Origin of the sequence: Streptomyces halobius (assembly GCF_023277745.1) — a bacterium.
In the GTDB taxonomy this organism is placed as follows: domain Bacteria; phylum Actinomycetota; class Actinomycetes; order Streptomycetales; family Streptomycetaceae; genus Streptomyces; species Streptomyces halobius.
In genome coordinates this window covers 4,374,112-4,389,027 of record NZ_CP086322.1, presented here as the reverse complement: position 1 = coordinate 4,389,027, position 14,916 = coordinate 4,374,112, and the positions used below count along the sequence as shown (strand labels likewise).

Annotated in this window: 18 protein-coding genes; 6 read left to right on the top strand and 12 right to left on the bottom strand. The window is 70.7% G+C overall.

The window, feature by feature from the left end:
* Positions 1 to 52: 52 nt before the first annotated feature.
* The 4 genes from K9S39_RS19990 to K9S39_RS19975 all read right to left on the bottom strand — a co-directional run bounded on the left by K9S39_RS19990 (position 53) and on the right by K9S39_RS19975 (position 3,239).
* Positions 53 to 391, bottom strand: a complete 339-nt coding sequence (locus tag K9S39_RS19990; protein WP_248864736.1) for a DUF2516 family protein — start codon at positions 389 to 391, stop codon at positions 53 to 55.
* 335 nt (positions 392 to 726) lie between these two features.
* Positions 727 to 1,380, bottom strand: a complete 654-nt coding sequence (locus tag K9S39_RS19985; protein WP_248864735.1) for a hypothetical protein — start codon at positions 1,378 to 1,380, stop codon at positions 727 to 729.
* A 32-nt stretch (positions 1,381 to 1,412) separates the two neighbouring features.
* On the bottom strand, positions 1,413 to 1,859 hold the full coding sequence (locus K9S39_RS19980; protein ID WP_248864734.1) for a helix-turn-helix domain-containing protein: 447 nt from the start codon (positions 1,857 to 1,859) through the stop codon (positions 1,413 to 1,415).
* Positions 1,860 to 2,270: 411 nt separating this feature from the next.
* Positions 2,271 to 3,239: a putative protein N(5)-glutamine methyltransferase gene (locus K9S39_RS19975; protein ID WP_248864733.1), complete on the bottom strand. Its 969-nt coding sequence runs from the start codon at positions 3,237 to 3,239 to the stop codon at positions 2,271 to 2,273.
* A gap of 396 nt (positions 3,240 to 3,635) precedes the next feature.
* Between K9S39_RS19975 and K9S39_RS19970 the strand changes: the two genes are divergently transcribed.
* The 3 genes from K9S39_RS19970 (at position 3,636) to K9S39_RS19960 (ending at position 5,715) form a co-directional block, all read left to right on the top strand.
* Positions 3,636 to 4,055, top strand: a complete 420-nt coding sequence (locus K9S39_RS19970) for a hypothetical protein (protein WP_248864732.1) — start codon at positions 3,636 to 3,638, stop codon at positions 4,053 to 4,055.
* Positions 4,052 to 4,420, top strand: a complete 369-nt coding sequence (locus K9S39_RS19965) for a winged helix-turn-helix domain-containing protein (protein WP_248864731.1) — start codon at positions 4,052 to 4,054, stop codon at positions 4,418 to 4,420. Before K9S39_RS19970 ends, K9S39_RS19965 begins: the two co-directional genes overlap by 4 nt.
* Before the next feature lie 308 nt (positions 4,421 to 4,728).
* The gene (locus K9S39_RS19960; protein ID WP_248864730.1) at positions 4,729 to 5,715 is read left to right on the top strand and encodes an aldo/keto reductase; all 987 of its coding nucleotides are present in this window, start codon (positions 4,729 to 4,731) and stop codon (positions 5,713 to 5,715) included.
* 83 nt (positions 5,716 to 5,798) lie between these two features.
* Here K9S39_RS19960 and K9S39_RS19955 read toward each other — a convergent pair whose 3' ends face one another.
* Positions 5,799 to 6,053 carry a hypothetical protein gene (locus K9S39_RS19955; protein ID WP_248864729.1) on the bottom strand — a complete coding sequence of 85 codons (255 nt, stop codon included), beginning with the start codon at positions 6,051 to 6,053 and terminating at the stop codon, positions 5,799 to 5,801.
* Between the two features lie 304 nt (positions 6,054 to 6,357).
* On the opposite strand from K9S39_RS19955, the gene K9S39_RS19950 reads away from it, so the two are divergent.
* A complete protein-coding gene (locus K9S39_RS19950) occupies positions 6,358 to 6,768 on the top strand; it encodes a VOC family protein (RefSeq protein WP_248864728.1) in 411 nt (136 codons plus the stop codon).
* Between the two features lie 274 nt (positions 6,769 to 7,042).
* Here the strand turns inward: K9S39_RS19950 and K9S39_RS19945 are convergent, their stop codons facing one another.
* Positions 7,043 to 7,456, bottom strand: a complete 414-nt coding sequence (locus K9S39_RS19945; RefSeq protein ID WP_248864727.1) for a VOC family protein — start codon at positions 7,454 to 7,456, stop codon at positions 7,043 to 7,045.
* A 306-nt stretch (positions 7,457 to 7,762) separates the two neighbouring features.
* Here K9S39_RS19945 and K9S39_RS19940 point away from each other — a divergent pair, with 306 nt between their 5' ends.
* Positions 7,763 to 8,365, top strand: coding sequence for a TetR/AcrR family transcriptional regulator (locus K9S39_RS19940; RefSeq protein WP_248864726.1), 603 nt, complete (start codon positions 7,763 to 7,765; stop codon positions 8,363 to 8,365).
* A 45-nt stretch (positions 8,366 to 8,410) separates the two neighbouring features.
* Here the strand turns inward: K9S39_RS19940 and K9S39_RS19935 are convergent, their stop codons facing one another.
* The 4 genes from K9S39_RS19935 to K9S39_RS19920 form a co-directional block, all read right to left on the bottom strand.
* On the bottom strand, positions 8,411 to 8,983 hold the full coding sequence (locus K9S39_RS19935; RefSeq protein ID WP_248864725.1) for an NADPH-dependent FMN reductase: 573 nt from the start codon (positions 8,981 to 8,983) through the stop codon (positions 8,411 to 8,413).
* A 230-nt stretch (positions 8,984 to 9,213) separates the two neighbouring features.
* Positions 9,214 to 9,645 carry an ankyrin repeat domain-containing protein gene (locus K9S39_RS19930; RefSeq protein WP_248864724.1) on the bottom strand — a complete coding sequence of 144 codons (432 nt, stop codon included), beginning with the start codon at positions 9,643 to 9,645 and terminating at the stop codon, positions 9,214 to 9,216.
* Between the two features lie 643 nt (positions 9,646 to 10,288).
* Entirely contained in the window at positions 10,289 to 11,452 is a 1,164-nt protein-coding gene (locus K9S39_RS19925; protein WP_248864723.1) for an asparaginase, read from the bottom strand.
* Positions 11,453 to 11,503: 51 nt separating this feature from the next.
* Positions 11,504 to 12,049, bottom strand: a complete 546-nt coding sequence (locus tag K9S39_RS19920; RefSeq protein ID WP_248864722.1) for an RsiG family protein — start codon at positions 12,047 to 12,049, stop codon at positions 11,504 to 11,506.
* 558 nt (positions 12,050 to 12,607) lie between these two features.
* On the opposite strand from K9S39_RS19920, the gene dtd reads away from it, so the two are divergent.
* Entirely contained in the window at positions 12,608 to 13,033 is a 426-nt protein-coding gene (gene dtd, locus K9S39_RS19915; protein WP_248864721.1) for a D-aminoacyl-tRNA deacylase, read from the top strand.
* Between the two features lie 243 nt (positions 13,034 to 13,276).
* On the opposite strand, the gene ygfZ is transcribed toward dtd, so the two are convergent.
* Together ygfZ and K9S39_RS19905 are read right to left on the bottom strand one after the other, a co-directional pair.
* A complete protein-coding gene (ygfZ, locus tag K9S39_RS19910; RefSeq protein ID WP_248864720.1) occupies positions 13,277 to 14,257 on the bottom strand; it encodes a CAF17-like 4Fe-4S cluster assembly/insertion protein YgfZ in 981 nt (326 codons plus the stop codon).
* Between the two features lie 203 nt (positions 14,258 to 14,460).
* Positions 14,461 to 14,910: a Fur family transcriptional regulator gene (locus K9S39_RS19905; RefSeq protein WP_248864719.1), complete on the bottom strand. Its 450-nt coding sequence runs from the start codon at positions 14,908 to 14,910 to the stop codon at positions 14,461 to 14,463.
* Positions 14,911 to 14,916 lie beyond the last annotated feature (6 nt).

Below are 14,916 nucleotides of genomic sequence, written 5' to 3'. Positions count from 1 at the left end.
CTTCCGCGTCCGCCTCTTCCGATCCGGTCGTTTCCGGATCCGTCTCTTCCGCTTACCGGCCGCCGTTGTAGGGGCCGTAAGGGCCGTCCGAGCTGGAGCCGCCGCGGCGCGGACCCTTGCCGGTGATCTGCTTGAGCGCCGGCCGGACGTCGACGGTGTAGACGATCACCGCGATCAGGCCGATGATCGGCAGGAACGACATCAGCGGGAGCAGGAAGAGCAGCGCCGTGGCGATACCGAGGAAGATCAGCCACATGCCCTTGGACTGTTTGCTCGCGGCGCGATAGGCGTCTTCGCGGCGCACGGCCGCGTCGATCAGCATCACGGCGGAGAACACGCCCAGAGCGAGCTGCACATAGCTCAGAAAGTTCTGGAACTCGTAGATCAGCACCCTGCCACCGCCTGTTTCCCCGTTGCCCTGTTTTCCTGATTGCCCTGGACTGCTCGGATTGTCTGGCCTGCTCGGCCTGCTCGGAATTCCCGCCGCTTCTTCCCGGCCTCCTGCCGGCGCTGCGTCCCCCGGTGTGTCCGTACGGGCCGCCCGGCCGTAGTGCTCCTCAGCGGCCCACCGTACCCGGAGGTGGACCGTACCCGGAGGAACCGACCGTAATCGAGAACGGGCTGTGACCGGAGAACGGGCCGGACACCTGAAATGTGCCCGGCCCGCCCGCTGCCTGCCGCTTCCCCCGCCCGTCGGCCCGTCCGCTCAGCGCATGGTGACCGAGGTCACTTCGCGGACTGCGGCGGGGTCTTCTTCGCCGCCGGCTTGCGCGCCGTGGTGGTCTTCTTCGCCGGGACGGCCTTGTTCTCCGTCTTGACCCCGTTCGCGGGCGCCGGCACGGCGTTGGCCTCGTCCTCGCCCTCGTCCTTCTCCGCGTCCTTCGCCGCCGGCTCCGGCTCGATCGCGACCGTCAGTTCCTCGGCCTGCCCGTCGGCCTGGCCACGCCAGGTCTGCACGGCGCCCCGGCCGCGCTCGGCCAGCTCGTCATACGTCTCGCGTGCCTGCACGGCCACCTCGGCGGCCCGGCCCACGCCCCGCAGTGCCAGCTCCTGTGCCTGATCGAGCAGCTTCTTCAGGTCGCCGTCGAGCGAGCCCAGCGCCTCGGTCAGCTTGTCCTGGGCGTCCTTGGCCTGGTGGGCGACGCGCTCCTGGGTGTCCTTGGCCTGCTGGGTGACGCGCTCCTGGACGTCCTTGGGGTCGGTGGCCCGCACGGACTCGAAGCGCTTGGGCGCCTCGGTCCGGATCTTCTCGACCAGCTGCGGCACCTCGCCGAACGCCTCGGCGGCCTTCTGGGCGGCCAGGTCGGTGGCGCCGGCCACGGCGTACAGCGGGGTCGGGTCCGTGAAGACCTTGCGGAGGTCCTCGGTGGTGATGGCCATGCGTAATTCCTCCTGGAAACGAAATCGATTGCTCAGGTGGCGTGCGGGCCGCCGTCGGCCTCTGCCTCGTGGGAGTCCGTAACGCGCTCGTCCTCGTGCCCGCGCGGGGCGCTCTCCTCGCCGCCGCCCCCGAGTCCGTTCTCCTTGCGGAAGGACTCGTAGATCTGCAGCAGGACCTGCTTCTGCCGCTCGTTCAGAGACGGATCGGTGAGGATCGCGGTCTGCACCTCGACGCCTTCGAGCCCATGCCGCTCGTCGAGGATCCCGGCCTGGACGTACAGCGTCTCGGCGGATATCCGCAGAGCCTTGGCGAGTTGCTGCAGGATCTCCGCACTCGGCTTGCGCAAGCCGCGCTCGATCTGGCTGAGATACGGGTTGGACACCCCGGCGGCATCCGCGAGCTGCCGCAGGCTGAGCTGCGCCGTGCGCCGCTGCTCCCGCAGGAACTCACCGAGGTTGCCGACGTTGAGTGATGCCATGTGTCGATGGTGCACCCGAGTGCTAACTTTTGCAAGCAAGCGCTAGCAGGAGTGGCGGGTGGGGGCGGTGACTGAGCGATAGGTGGCCGCTGAGCGAGGTAGTTGGCCCCGCCGGGCGGTGCGGCGCCGCCTGTACGAGTACGTGGCGGCGCAGGGCCGCGAGGTCGGCCGCAACGAGGCCGCCGAGGCGGCCGGGGTGGGGCGCACGCTCGCTGCACACCATCTGGACAGGCTGGCGAGGCCGGGCCACTGGAGAGCGGTAGCCGCCGCCGCGATCCGGGCCGGGCCGCCCGCGCCCTGCCGGCCGTCTGGCAGCGCACTGGCACCTGAGGCGCTCAGCGGCCGACTACGGCGCTCAGTCACAGGCGGGCCGAGGCTTCCGGTGCCGGTCATGTCGGCGTGCGGGAAAGTTCATTGCCAGGGGGATGTCGGCCCACAGCAGGGGCCGCATCCAGGGGACGGCGATGGCCTTGATGGGGGTGGTGGGGCCGCTGCCGGGTCCCGGGACGGTTCGGGTATCGGTTTCCGGGCCGGTCGGGTGCCGGTGACGACCGTGGCGTAGCGCTCGTCGTCGTTGGTCACCCGCGGGAGCAGCCCGTTGCGGGCGAAGGTCTCGACGGCCTGCGGCGCCTGGCGCTCGCTCGTCTCGACGAGCAGATGGCCACCGGGCGCCAGCCATGCCGGCGCCGCCGCGCTCACGCGTCGCATCACGTCGAGTCCGTCCGCGCCCCCGTCCAGCGCCACCAAGGGCTCGTACTCGCGCGCCTCCGCGGGCAGCAGCCCGACCTCCTCGGTCGGTACGTACGGCACGTTGGCGACGAGGATGTCGATACGCCCCCGGAGGCCGGCGGGCAGCGGGCCGAAGAGATCGCCCTCGTACACCTCGCCACCGGCGGTGGCGGTGTTGCGGCGGGCGCAGCGCACCGCGGCGGGTTCGATGTCCGCGGAGTGCAACTCGACCCGGTCCAGGGCCGCGGCCAGCGCGGCGCCCACCGCGCCCGAGCCGCAGCACAGGTCGACGACGACGGGCCGCGGCCGGCCGAGGGCACCGGCGAGGCCGACGGCCCGCTCGACGAGGAATTCGGTGCGGCGGCGGGGCACGAAGACCCCGGGATCCACGGCCACCCGCAGGCCGGCGAACTCGGCCCAGCCCACGACGTGTTCGAGAGGCAGGCCGATGACGCGCCGTTCCACCATGGCGGCGAGTTCCGCCGGTGTACGTGCCGTGGAGAGGAGCAGTTCCGCCTCGTCCTCGGCGAAGACGCAGCCGGCGGCGCGGAGCCTGGTGATGACGGTGGAGCGGGGGACGGCTGGGAGGGCTGGGGGAGCGGAGGGAGTTGAGAGGTGAAGCGGGGACTGCGGTGACGGGATGGTCGACATGTGAGCCTTTCGGGACGCCGTGCGCGCTCCCCGGGTCACGTGTGCCGGACGGTCACCTGCGTCGTGCGGGCCGTACGGACGTGAGACGGGAGCACCTGCCTGGTCTGGCGGGGAATCGGTCTCACCTCCTCGGTCGGGTCCACTGTTGGGGCGCCAACAGTACCTGATCTTGGGGGATGCGTGCAGGTGAGGCTTGTGCCGGGCTTCGGGGCCGGGCGGGGCGGGACCGCTCAGCCCGTTCCCCTCGTTCCGCTCGTTCGGCTCGTCCGGCTCGTCCGGGCTGGCTGGACGTCAGTCCGACCGCCTGGTCGAGGTGTTACTGGAAAATACTTGTCAATGTGGAAAGTATTTGTCATGCTTGAAGGAGCAAGGAAGAGTCGACAAGGGGGGGTTGGCGTGTCCGAGTACGCCTCGAAGGATGCGGCGGCCGCACTGGCCCGCGCGCAGCGGTTGGGATCCACCGTTCGGAATGGATCCAAGTGGTATGTCCGCTATCAAGTGATCTTCGGGTGCGCGGCTGCCGTCGCGGTGCTCGCGATCGGGCTGGTGAGGCATCCGTACGGGTTGGCGGCCGGCATGGGTTTCTTGGGTCTCGCCATCACGGGATTGTCGGTGTACGCGGCTCGGCAGCCCGTTGCGCGGCGAGGATTCGCCCGTTGGCACGTCGGCATGATCATCGCGTGGGCGCTGCTCTACCCCGCCGTGCTGATTCCGGGTGCCGTCTGGTTCGAGGGCGTCGCGGCGTGGTGGGTCCCCGGCGCGATGGTGGTGGCGCTTCCCGGCGTAATAGGGGGTTACTTGGAGGCCCGACGGTGAGTGATCCGCGCTCTGGAGCCCATCCGAGCCCCGGAAGACGTACTTGCGCCGGAGCCCATCCGCGTCATGGGCTCGACGAGGTGATACACGCGCCGGTTCGCTTCTCCATCGTGGCGACCCTGGCGGCCGCCGACAAAGCCGAGTTCGCGTTCGTCCGGGACACGGTCGAGGTGAGTGACTCCGTGCTCTCACGGCAGGTCACCACCTTGGAGAAGGCGGGCTATGTCGCGGTCACGAAGGGATACGTCGGGAAGCGTCCGCGTACGTGGCTCGCCCTCACCGAGGACGGCCGGGCCGCCTTCGCCGCCCACTGCCGGGCCCTGCGGGCGATCGCGGGAGGCGACGACTCTCGCGACGACAGCTGACTCACCGCCGGCAGAGGGGTGGCCGAGCCGGCTGATGGAAGCTGGGGGCGAGTTGACTGGATGCCGATGCCTGTGGCCTCTGACCCTGCCCCCTGACCTGTCGCCGGTGGCGTCCCGAAGGTGGCTGGTGGCGCGCCCGGAGTCCCGGCGGAGGAGCGGTCCCCCGGCGGCGCGGGACCGGCGGGTGACGCTGAGCAGCGGCACTCGAAGCGTCGTTGACTTCGAGAGTGCTCGAACTCCTAACGTCCCACGTGTGATTCGGGAACGGAACCGGATCCGATCGCGGTACAGCGCCAGGAGGTAGCAGCATGACCGGCATTCCCACGCGTCACCTTGGTGAGCTGGCGGTTTCGTCGCAGGGGCTCGGTTGTATGGGGATGAGCCATGGATACGGGGATGCGGACGAGGAGCAGTCGATCGCGACCATCCACCGGGCGCTCGACCTCGGAGTCGACCTGCTGGACACCTCCGATTTCTACGGTGCGGGCCACAACGAGGAACTGATCGGACGGGCCATCGCCGGCCACCGGGACCGGGTGGTACTGGCCACGAAGTTCGGTTTCGCCAACCGGCTCGGCGAGCCGGTTGTGATCCGGGGCGACGCCGCGTACGTACGGCAGGCGTGTGAGGCGTCGCTGCGCCGGCTCGGGGCCGACCACATCGATCTCTACTACCAGCACCGCGTCGACCCCGATGTGCCGATCGAGGAGACCGTCGGGGCGATGGCGGAACTCGTCGAGGCCGGCAAGGTGCGGTACCTCGGGCTGTCCGAGGCGAGCGCGTCGACCATCCGGCGGGCCCACGCGGTGCATCCGATATCCGCGCTGCAGAGTGAGTGGTCACTGTGGACTCGCGATCTGGAGCAGGAGATCGCGCCGGTGTGCCGTGAACTCGGCATCGGCCTGGTGCCGTTCTCGCCGCTCGGGCGCGGCTTCCTGACCGGGCGGTACACCTCGGTGGCCGGGCTGCCGGAGTCCGATCTCCGCCGGGCCCAGCCGCGGTTCGCCGACGGCAACCTGGAGCAGAACCTCGCCGTCGTGGAGCGGCTGAACAAACTGGCCGCCGACAAGGGCGTCACCGCCGGGCAACTGGCCCTGGCCTGGGTGCAGTACCGCGGGGACGACGTGGTGCCGATTCCGGGTACCCGCCGGGAGAGGTACCTGGAGGAGAACCTCGGCGCGCTCTCCGTACGGCTGACCGCCGAGGAACTCGCCGAGATCGACGCCGCCGCACCGGCCGCCCAGATCGCCGGGACGCGCTACGACGAGGTGAGCATGACGTTCGTGAACAGGTGAGGGGACACAACAGGTGAGGGGGACGGGCGAGAGGGCCGGGAGAAGGCGGAGGCTCAGAGGCAGGGCGTCCCGGTCGGGTGCGATCAGTTCGGTGACGCCGTCGCGGGGGCGGTGACGGACCGCGCGCGGTGGTCCTGGCGCGGCTGATCACCCGAGTGGGCGTCCGGCGTGCGGTCGGGGCCGCGGCGGTGACCGGAAGCGTGCAGGGCGCCGAGGACGGTGCCCATCCGCTCCATGTGGGCGTGCAGCGCCTCGGCCGCTTCGGCCAGCCGTACGTCGAGCGGTTCGTCCAGCGAGATCGAGGCGACGTCGCGCAGGATGCGGTCGGTGCCGATCACGCAGGAGACGCGGGCGCCGCGAAGGACGCAGGGGACGCGTGAGATCCGGGGGCGTTCGGGGTGCCTGTGGGCGTCATGGCATCGAAGGTACGGAGTGAGTGCTCACTCGGCCTCACTCCGTCAATGCTGCGCACGCGGCAGGCCAGGGCGCGGCGGGCGGAGGCGGAGCGGCACTGCGCCGGCCGACGCTCCGTGCGGCGCGGCTGCCGCCCCCTGCCTAGACTCTTTCCGGGCGCGAGAAGGCCGGCGGCAGCCGCCGCCGTCCGCAACCCCGCCCGTGGCCCGTACGGAAGGACGGCGCACCATGGACTGGAAGCTCGAACTGGTGCCGGTTCCGGTGTCCGACGTGGACCGTGCGAAGCGCTTTTACAGCGAGCAGGTGGGGTTTGTCGTCGATCACGACACCCGTATCGGCAAGGATGTGCGGATTGTACAGATGACGCCACCCGGGTCGGACTGCTCGATCGTCATCGCCGCGGGCGCGGGCGTCGATACGCCGGAGCCCGGTTCGGTGCGGGGGCTGCAGTTGGTGGTGTCCGATATCGCGGCGGCCCGTGCCCAACTGCTGGAGCGCGGAGTGGCGGCCGGCCCGGTGCAGCATGTCGAGAACGGGGCGATGGCCGAGGGGCCCGGCGAACCGTGGAACTCGTTCGTCTACTTCAGCGACCCGGATGGGAACGGCTGGGCGCTGCAGGAGCGCCCAGCCGAGGGGTGAGCAATACACCGGGACATGAGCAATACATCGGGACATGGGTGACGGCCGTGGTCAGACGTCCGCCGGTGATGTTGCGGTAGGCGGCCTCCAGATGTGCCATATCTGCCGTATGCCGTATGCCGTATGCCGTATGCCGTATGCCGTATGCCGTATGCGCCCGGACCCAAGCGACTAGCGGGGCCGGTGCCTCGTTGAGTGAGGTGCCGAGGCCGGTGAGGGGCTACTTCGGCCTTCGGCGGGCCCCGGTCGTAGACCTCGGGCAGCGCCATAGGGCTCACAGCCCCTGTGCGGCCATCCATTCCGGGTCGGGGTCGATGGTCTGGAGCACCTCGATCAGGGTGCCCTCGGGCCCCCACACGTTGAAGCGGCGCTGGCCCCAGGGCTCGTCCCGTAGCGGCTCGGCGATGGCGACACCCTTGGCGCGCAGGACGGCCTCCTCGGCGGCGGCGTCCGTCACGAGGAAGCCGAGGAGCGCGCCCCCGGTCTGCTGGGTGCGGAAGCTCTCGGGCATGGCCTCGTGTCCGCGCTGGACGAAGTCGAGGGTGTAGCCGGGGTGTTGGGGGTGCTGCAGGCTGGCGTACCAGCCGAGTTCGGCGAGGGGCTGGAAGCCGAAGTGGTCGACGTAGAAGCGGGTGCTGGCGGGTACGTCGTCGGTGAGCAGGGCGGTGCCGAGCTTGGCGAAGCGCATGAATGTCCTCTCCGTGCGCGGCCGTTCGCCGCGTCATCGCTGTAATCGGGCGCTGTCATCGTGCGCTGTGACCGGGCGTTGCAACTGGACGCTGTGACCGGGCGTTGCAAACGGGCGCTGTGACCGGGCGTTGCAGCTGGGGCCGCTGCCTGGGGAGGCAATGACTCCAACTGCAGTGCTTCAGTTGTAGTACTCTACTTGTAGTGGTTGCCGGCGAATTTCGGAATCGATGCCGGGATCGCGTCCGGAACCGGTGACGGAACCGGTGTCGGATTCGTGTCGGCCCGGACGGAAGGAAGAGGCGCCATGGTGCGTAACCCTGAGCGGCGTACGGCGCTGGTCGACGCCGCTGTCGAGGTGCTGGCGCGGGACGGCGCCCGCGGGCTGACCTTCCGTGCCGTCGACGCGGCCGCGGCGGTGCCCATCGGCACGGCGTCCAACTACTTCACCAGCCGGGACGATCTGCTGGCCCAGGTCACCGGGCAGATCCACCAACGCATCGCGCCCGACCCGGACGCGGTGACCGCGGTGATGGCGGCGCCGCCGAGCCGGGCACTGGTGGCCGAGCTGATGCGGTGGATCAACCGACGGGTGGCCGAGAACCGGACCGGTTATCTGGCGATGCTGGAGCTGCGTCTGGAGGCGACCCGGCGCCCCGAACTGCGGGCGGCGCTGACCCGCGTCATCCGCGAGACGCTCGACGAGGACATCCGCTTCCACCTGGAGGGCGGGCTGCCGGGAGACCGTACCGCCGTGGTGCTGATCTATCTCGCGATGACCGGGCTGATGCTGGAACAGCTCACGTTGCCGGGGGTGGTGCCGGCCGAGGAGGCCGACGGCCTGATCTCCGCACTCGTCGACCGCACCATCGGCCCGGACGGGAATCCTGACGGGAATCCGGAAGAGTAGCGGCCGGAGGAGAGCGCCCCAAGCTTTCGCCGCCCGACCCCGCCCCTACGCCCCATAAGCCCGCACATTCCGCGCTTCCCGCAGCGCCACCGCCCACCATGTCAGCTGCTTGAGCAGAGTGTCGGCGGCCGTGGTCGCCGGGGCGGGGTCGCGCAGTCGGCCTTCGTCGTCGAAAAGGTTCCAGGCGAGCGCGAAGCTGACCGTTTCGCGCACCGTCACGGCGTGCAATTCGGCGAAGACCAGCCGCAGTTGTTCGACGGCGCGGAGGCCGCCCGAGATCCCGCCGTACGAGATGAAGCCCACCGGCTTGGCCTGCCACTCCGTGTTCAGCAGGTCAATGGCGTGCTTGAGGGGCGCGGGGAAGGAGTGGTTGTACTCCGGGGTGATCACGACGAACGCGTCCGCCTGGTCGACGCGTTTGGCGAAGGAGGCGTATTCCTCGCTGCCGTGACGGAGTTCGTACGGGCGGACGGTGTCCAGGTCGATGACGTCGACGTCGACCTCGAAGTCCGGGTGATCCGCGGCGTGCCGGGCGAACCAGTTCGCGACGACCGGGGCGAACCGGCCCTCCCGGGTGCTGCCGACGATCACTGCGAGGGTGTAGCGGTGCTCGGACATGGCGGAGGCCCTTCGTGGCGGGGGAGCGGGAGCGCGTGGGCGCCCGCTCGCGTGGTGGGTGAGCGGCGGTGTCGCCGTCGGGCCCCGACGCTAGGACCTCAACCAAACTTCAGGTCAAACCTTCCCTGGCACACCGCGCTCACGTCCGCCCCAGCTCTCCCAGGGCCCCGTCCATCCGCTCCATCCCCCGTCTCTTCCGTCCCGTCCGTCCCTTCTGACCGTCCGTCCCCTCACTCCACGCCGAACTGCCTCAGCAGCTCCGTCTTCTGGAACATCCGCGCCGTCTCGATCGCCGACGGCGTCCCCTTCGACGGGTCCGCGCCATGCGCCAGCAACACCTTGACGACCTCGTCCTCGCCCTTGAAGACCGCGCCGGCCAGCGGGGACTGGCCCCGGTCATTGGTGCGGTCGGGATCGCCGCCGCGCTGGAGCAGGGCCTCCACGGTGGACCCGTGGCCGTGGTACGCGGCCAGCATCACCAGGGAGTCACCCTTGTCGTTCGTCAGGTTGGCGGGCACGCCCGCGTCCACATACGCGGCGACCGTGTCCGTGTCACCGTGCCGCGCCAGGTCGAACACCTTGGCCGCGAGCTGCAGTACTTCGGGGTCGTGGGCGTGTTCGATCGCCTCGGGGCCCTCCGGCTCGGAATTCGCGTCGCTCATGGTCGCCGGCCTCCTGCTGTGGTGGGTGCTGCCCGGTGTCCTCAGGCGCACTGTGTCCTCAGGTGCACTGTGTGTGTCCTGCGCGCACCGGTCGTCGTCCGGTGCTCTCTCGCCACTTTATGCAGGCCATCGCCGTTGCGGCAGCGCCCCGCGCCCCGGCTCCCGCGAGGACCCCACGGGAGGCTCACCATCACGCACAGCGGAGCGGACATGACGCACAGCGGGGTGTCGTGACGCACAACCGTCGCCCGGATTCCCCACTGGTTCCCTGACTTCGCCCCTGACTCTCCCCCGACGCATCCCTGATGCATCCCTGATATCGCAGAAGGTGACGCACGACAGGGAAGGAGGCGTCAAGGAGGCGCAGTCAACAAGGCGAAGGCGCCATCACGCACAGCAGGAGCCATCACGCACAGCGGAGCCGACATGACGCACAAGGACGTGTCATGACGCACAGCGGACGAGACATCACGCAAAGCCAAGGACGCGGTCACAGGCCAAGCGGGCGCGAGGCGAAGCGGGCGCGAGGCGAAGCGTGAACGCGCGTGCTGAACGCGCGTGCTGAACATGCGTCAGGCGCGAAGCCGACGTCGGGCACCACCGGGGTCGGTCGTCAGAGTGTCGCCCGGACCTCCGCCGACCGTCAGAACGTCGCTCGGATTTCCCCCACCCGCTCGCCGCCGCCGAGCAGCGGGGCGTCCTCGATGCGGGCGAGGACGGGGGCGTCCAGGCCCATCTGCCGCAGGGCGCGGGCCAGGATCGGCCCGAGGGTGCGGGTGGCGCCGTCGTCGATCTTGAAGGCGAGGGCCCGGCCGTCGGGGAGGGCCAGCGCCTGGACGGCCTCCGCGCCCATCTTCGACAGGGTGCCGGGCAGCCCCTGCATCAGCCAGGTGTCGGGGCGGCGGGTGCCGGCGACGTACTCGGGATGGGCGCGCATCGCGTCCGCGACGCGGCGCTCCGGTGTGCCGGGGTCGGCCAGCACGAAGTACCGGAACGCGCGAGCCAGACCGGTCAGCGAGAGCGACATCAGGGGCGCGCCGCAGCCGTCCGTGCCGATGTGGGCGACCTCTTCGCCGCTCGCCGCGTGGACGCCGTCGAGCACCAGCTGCTGGAGCGGGTGGTCCTGGTCGAGATACGAGCCGAGCGGCCAGCCGTTGACTGCGCAGGCGGCCAGCATCGCGGTGTGCTTGCCGGAGCAGTTCATGGTGAGCCGGTCGCGCACCAGGCCCGACGCCAGGTAGTGCTCCGTCTCCGCCGGGTCCAGCGGCAGATCGGGCGGGGTCTGCAGCTGGTCGGGTGTCAGGCCGTGCTCGGCCAGCATGGTGCGGACGAGGTCGAGGTGAAACGTTTCTCCGGAGTGGCTCGCGGCAGCCAGCGCCAGCCGCTCGCCGGACAGCTCCAGGCCCGCCCGCAGCACGGCCGCGGCCTGCATCGGCTTGTTCGTCGAGCGGGGGAAGACCGGGGCGGTGACATCGCCGAGCGCCCGCTCCACGCTGCCGTCCGCCGCGAGGACCACCAGCGAACCGCGGTGCCGCCCCTCGACGAAGCCGGACCGCACGACCTCGGCGAGGACGGGCGCCAGGGGGACCTCCGCGGATATCGGCGCACCCGGGGCCGCAGGCGCACCCTGGGACGCCGGCGCGGCCGCGGGCGAGGCCGTACCCAGGGCCGACGACGCATCCGGGGTCGCTGGCGCATCGGGGGCCGCTGGCGCACGCAAGGACGACGGCGCAGCCGGGGCCGCAGGCGTACCCAGGGACGACGGCGCGGCCGGGGACGGCTCGGATATCGGGGTGGGCGGGGTCATCGGCGGCCTTCCGGGGATGTGACCTGCGGCCCCGGAGGCTTGTGGCCGGTGTCAGGACAGCAGGTCGTCTACTTGTGCTTCGCCCTCACGGTACCTGCGGGCGATCTCGGCGCTGCAATCATCGGCTGTCCGCTGCAGCGACTGACGGCGCCGCGAGACCTGCCGCTCGTAGCGGATCAGCCGCCCCATCGCGTCGTGCAGCTCCTGGTCCGTACGGGCCGTGAGATCGGACAGCTCGACCTCGCCGAGCATCTCCTCTGCCATCCGCCGGTACTCCTCGCTGTGCGGTGTCCGCAGCGTCACATGCCGGGCGGAGGAGCGGTGCCGCGACGGCAGGTCCGTGAGGATCTCCGGGAGGCGGTCCAGCAGCGGCGAATGCTGCGCCGTCCGGCGGGCGATCTCGGCCCGCAGAATGTCGATCCGGCCCTGCAACAGCCGCCGCAGATAGCTCAGATCGGCCTCCTCCTGCTGCGAATCACGGCGTACCACCCGCAGCTCGGGCAGCCCCAGGCCGGACAGGTCCGGGGTGTCGACCGGGTGATACCGGTCACGCTGCTGTGGCGGGCGGGGGTGCTGCGTCTGGCCTGCCTGGGGCATGGAGCCTCCCCCACGCTCGGCTTCGCTCGCGCGGGAGGTACCCCCATCGGTGCGGGTGGACTCGACGCGAGCCGTCGCCATGGTCGTGTGCGCGGTGGGGCCTGGGGTCGCTGAAGTGGGTGCGGTGGGTCCCGGGGCCGCTGAGGCGGGTGTGGCAAGGCCTGAGGCAGGTGTGGCGGGGCCTGAGGCGGGTGTGGTGGGGTCTGCGGCGGCAGCGGCGGGCCCCGGGGCCGCTGAGGCGGCTGTGGCGAGGCCCGGTGCCGCGGTCGTGGTCGTCGTTCCGGCGGTCGGCGGCGTCGGAGCGGGTGGTGGTGTCGTCTGGGCGGGCGGTGCCGTACGCGCGGTCGGTACGGGACCGGGTGGCTGCCCGGAGCCGGCAGTGGTCATGAACGTTCCGTCCCCTCGTCCGGTGCGGCATCCAGGGCATGTTGTCCGTGGAAGGCACCACGTGCACGCATCGTGCCACTCCGCGTGGTCCGCGCGCAGGGCCATGGCACCCGAACGGCCGCTGCGGGGCGGCCGTCGGGAGCCTGGTGGTCCCCAGGCATCATGGCGGATATGCGAGCTGTGGTGCAGAGAGTTGACGGGGCATGTGTCGACGTGGCAGGGGAGACGGTCGGGGAGATCATCGGCGAAGGGCTGTGCGTGCTGGTGGGGGTCACCCACGAGGACACCGCCCAGAAGGCGGCACAGCTCGCCAGGAAGCTGTGGTCGCTGCGGATCCTGCAGGGCGAGAAGTCCTGTTCGGACACCGGGGCGCCGCTGCTGGTGATCAGCCAGTTCACTCTCTACGGTGACGCCCGCAAGGGCCGCCGTCCCACCTGGAACGCGGCGGCTCCCGGTACGGTCGCGGAACCACTGGTCGATGAGGTCGTCGCACAGCTGGAGGCGCTCGGTGCGCGGGTCGAGACCGGCCGGTTCGGCGCCCAGATGAAAGTGTCGCTGACGAACGACGGGCCGTTCACGGTGCTCGTCGAGGTGTAGTGGGCCGAACGAGCGCCGAGTGAGCGGTGAGTGAGCGGTGTATGGGGTAGGGCCCAGCGGTGTACGGGGTCTACGAGGCCGGGGCCGTGGGCGTAGGGGGCCGGGACCCCGGTGTGCGGGGTGTACGGGGCCGGGCCCCACGGGCGTACGGGCCTACGAGGCCGGGTCGGCTCATGGGCCGGCGGCGTAGACGGCCCCGGAACCGTCTACGCCGGCTCGCCGAACGGCCCCACCGGACCGCCCCTACGGCTCGACCACGACCTCCTGCGCCGCCGCCGTCCCGCCCGCACTCAGCTGTGCGTCGATCGGCACATTGCGCTTGACCAGGGCGAGGGCGATCGGGCCCAGCTCGTGGTGGCGGGCCGACGTCGTGATGAAGCCGAGCTGCCGGCCCTCGTCGCCCTCCGAGGCCAGCCGGACCGGTGTGCCGTGCGGCGGCAGATGCACCTCACTGCCGTCCAGGTGCAGAAACACCAGCCGGCGCGGCGGCTTCCCCAGGTTGTGGACCCGGGCGACGGTCTCCTGGCCGCGGTAGCAGCCCTTGTGGAGGTGGACGGCGGTGCCGATCCAGCCGAGCTCGTGCGGGATGGTGCGGTGGTCGGTCTCCAGGCCGAGGCGCGGGCGATGGGCCTCGACGCGGAGTGCCTCCATGGCCAGGACGCCGATGGCCGGGCCGTGCTCGGCGGCGAAGGACTCCAGGTCGGCGCGGGGGAGGAAGAGGTCGCGGCCGTGCGCGGTCTCCCGTACGACGACGCCGTCCGGCACCTCGGTGATGCTGCCGGCCGGGAGATGGAGCACGGCGAACTCGTCGGTGCGGTCGGCGACCTCGACGCGGTAGAAGAACTTCATGCTCTCCAGGTAGGCGATCAGCGCCTCCTGGGTGCCGGGCTCGGTGTGCATCCAGGTGGTCTCGCCGTCGTCGACGAGGTAGAGCGCGTGCTCGATGTGGCCGTGCGCGGAAAGGATCAGCGCCTCCGTGGCCTGGCCGGTCGGCAGATCGCTGACGTGCTGGGTGATCAGCAGATGCAGCCAGCCCAGCCGCTCGACGCCGGTGACGGTGACCACGCCGCGGTGCGAGAGGTCGACGAAGCCGGAGCCGTCGGCGAGGGTGCGTTGCTCCCGGAAGAGATCGCCGTAGTGCGCGGCCACGCCTTCGTCGGGAGCCTCGGCGGGGACGGCACCGGGCAGCGACAGCAGGGGGCTGGATTTCACATCTCGCAGCATGGAGCCAGCCTACGACTCGACGGCGGGGCCGCCAGGGGCCCCTAAGGGTTATCGGCCGCGGTCCCCTAGCCAGGGGATGATCGAACAGAACCCTTAAGGGTTGTGCGCACCCCTTGCAGGCCGCAACGCGACGGATCCGGGGCGGTTTCCCGTGGCGGGAGCCGAGGGAGACATTTCCGCGGCAGACCCCAGGCCCCTGGCCCCTAGCCCTCGTCCCGCGCGGCGTTCGATCCGGCCTTGGCCGTGCACCCCGCGCAGCGGCCGAAGATCGCGAAGTGCTTCATGTCCGTGTCGAAGCCGAACTGTTCGCGCAGTTTCGCCGTGAAGGGCGCGGCCACCGACAGATCCGCCTCGATGACGTCCGTGCAGTCCCGGCACACCAGGTGGATGTGGTGGTGGCGGTCGGCCAGGTGGTAGGTCGGCGCGCCGTGGCCGAGGTGGGCGTGGCTGACCAGCTCCAGTTCCTCCAGGAGCTCCAGGGTGCGGTAGACGGTGGAGATGTTCACGCCGCCGGCCGTTTTGCGTACCTCGGTGAGGATGTCGTCGGGCGTGGCGTGTTCCAGCCTGTCGACAGCCTCCAGTACGAGCTGGCGCTGCGGAGTCAGGCGGTATCCGCGCCTGCGGAGGTCACTCTGCCAGTCGGTGGTTACCACGCCCCC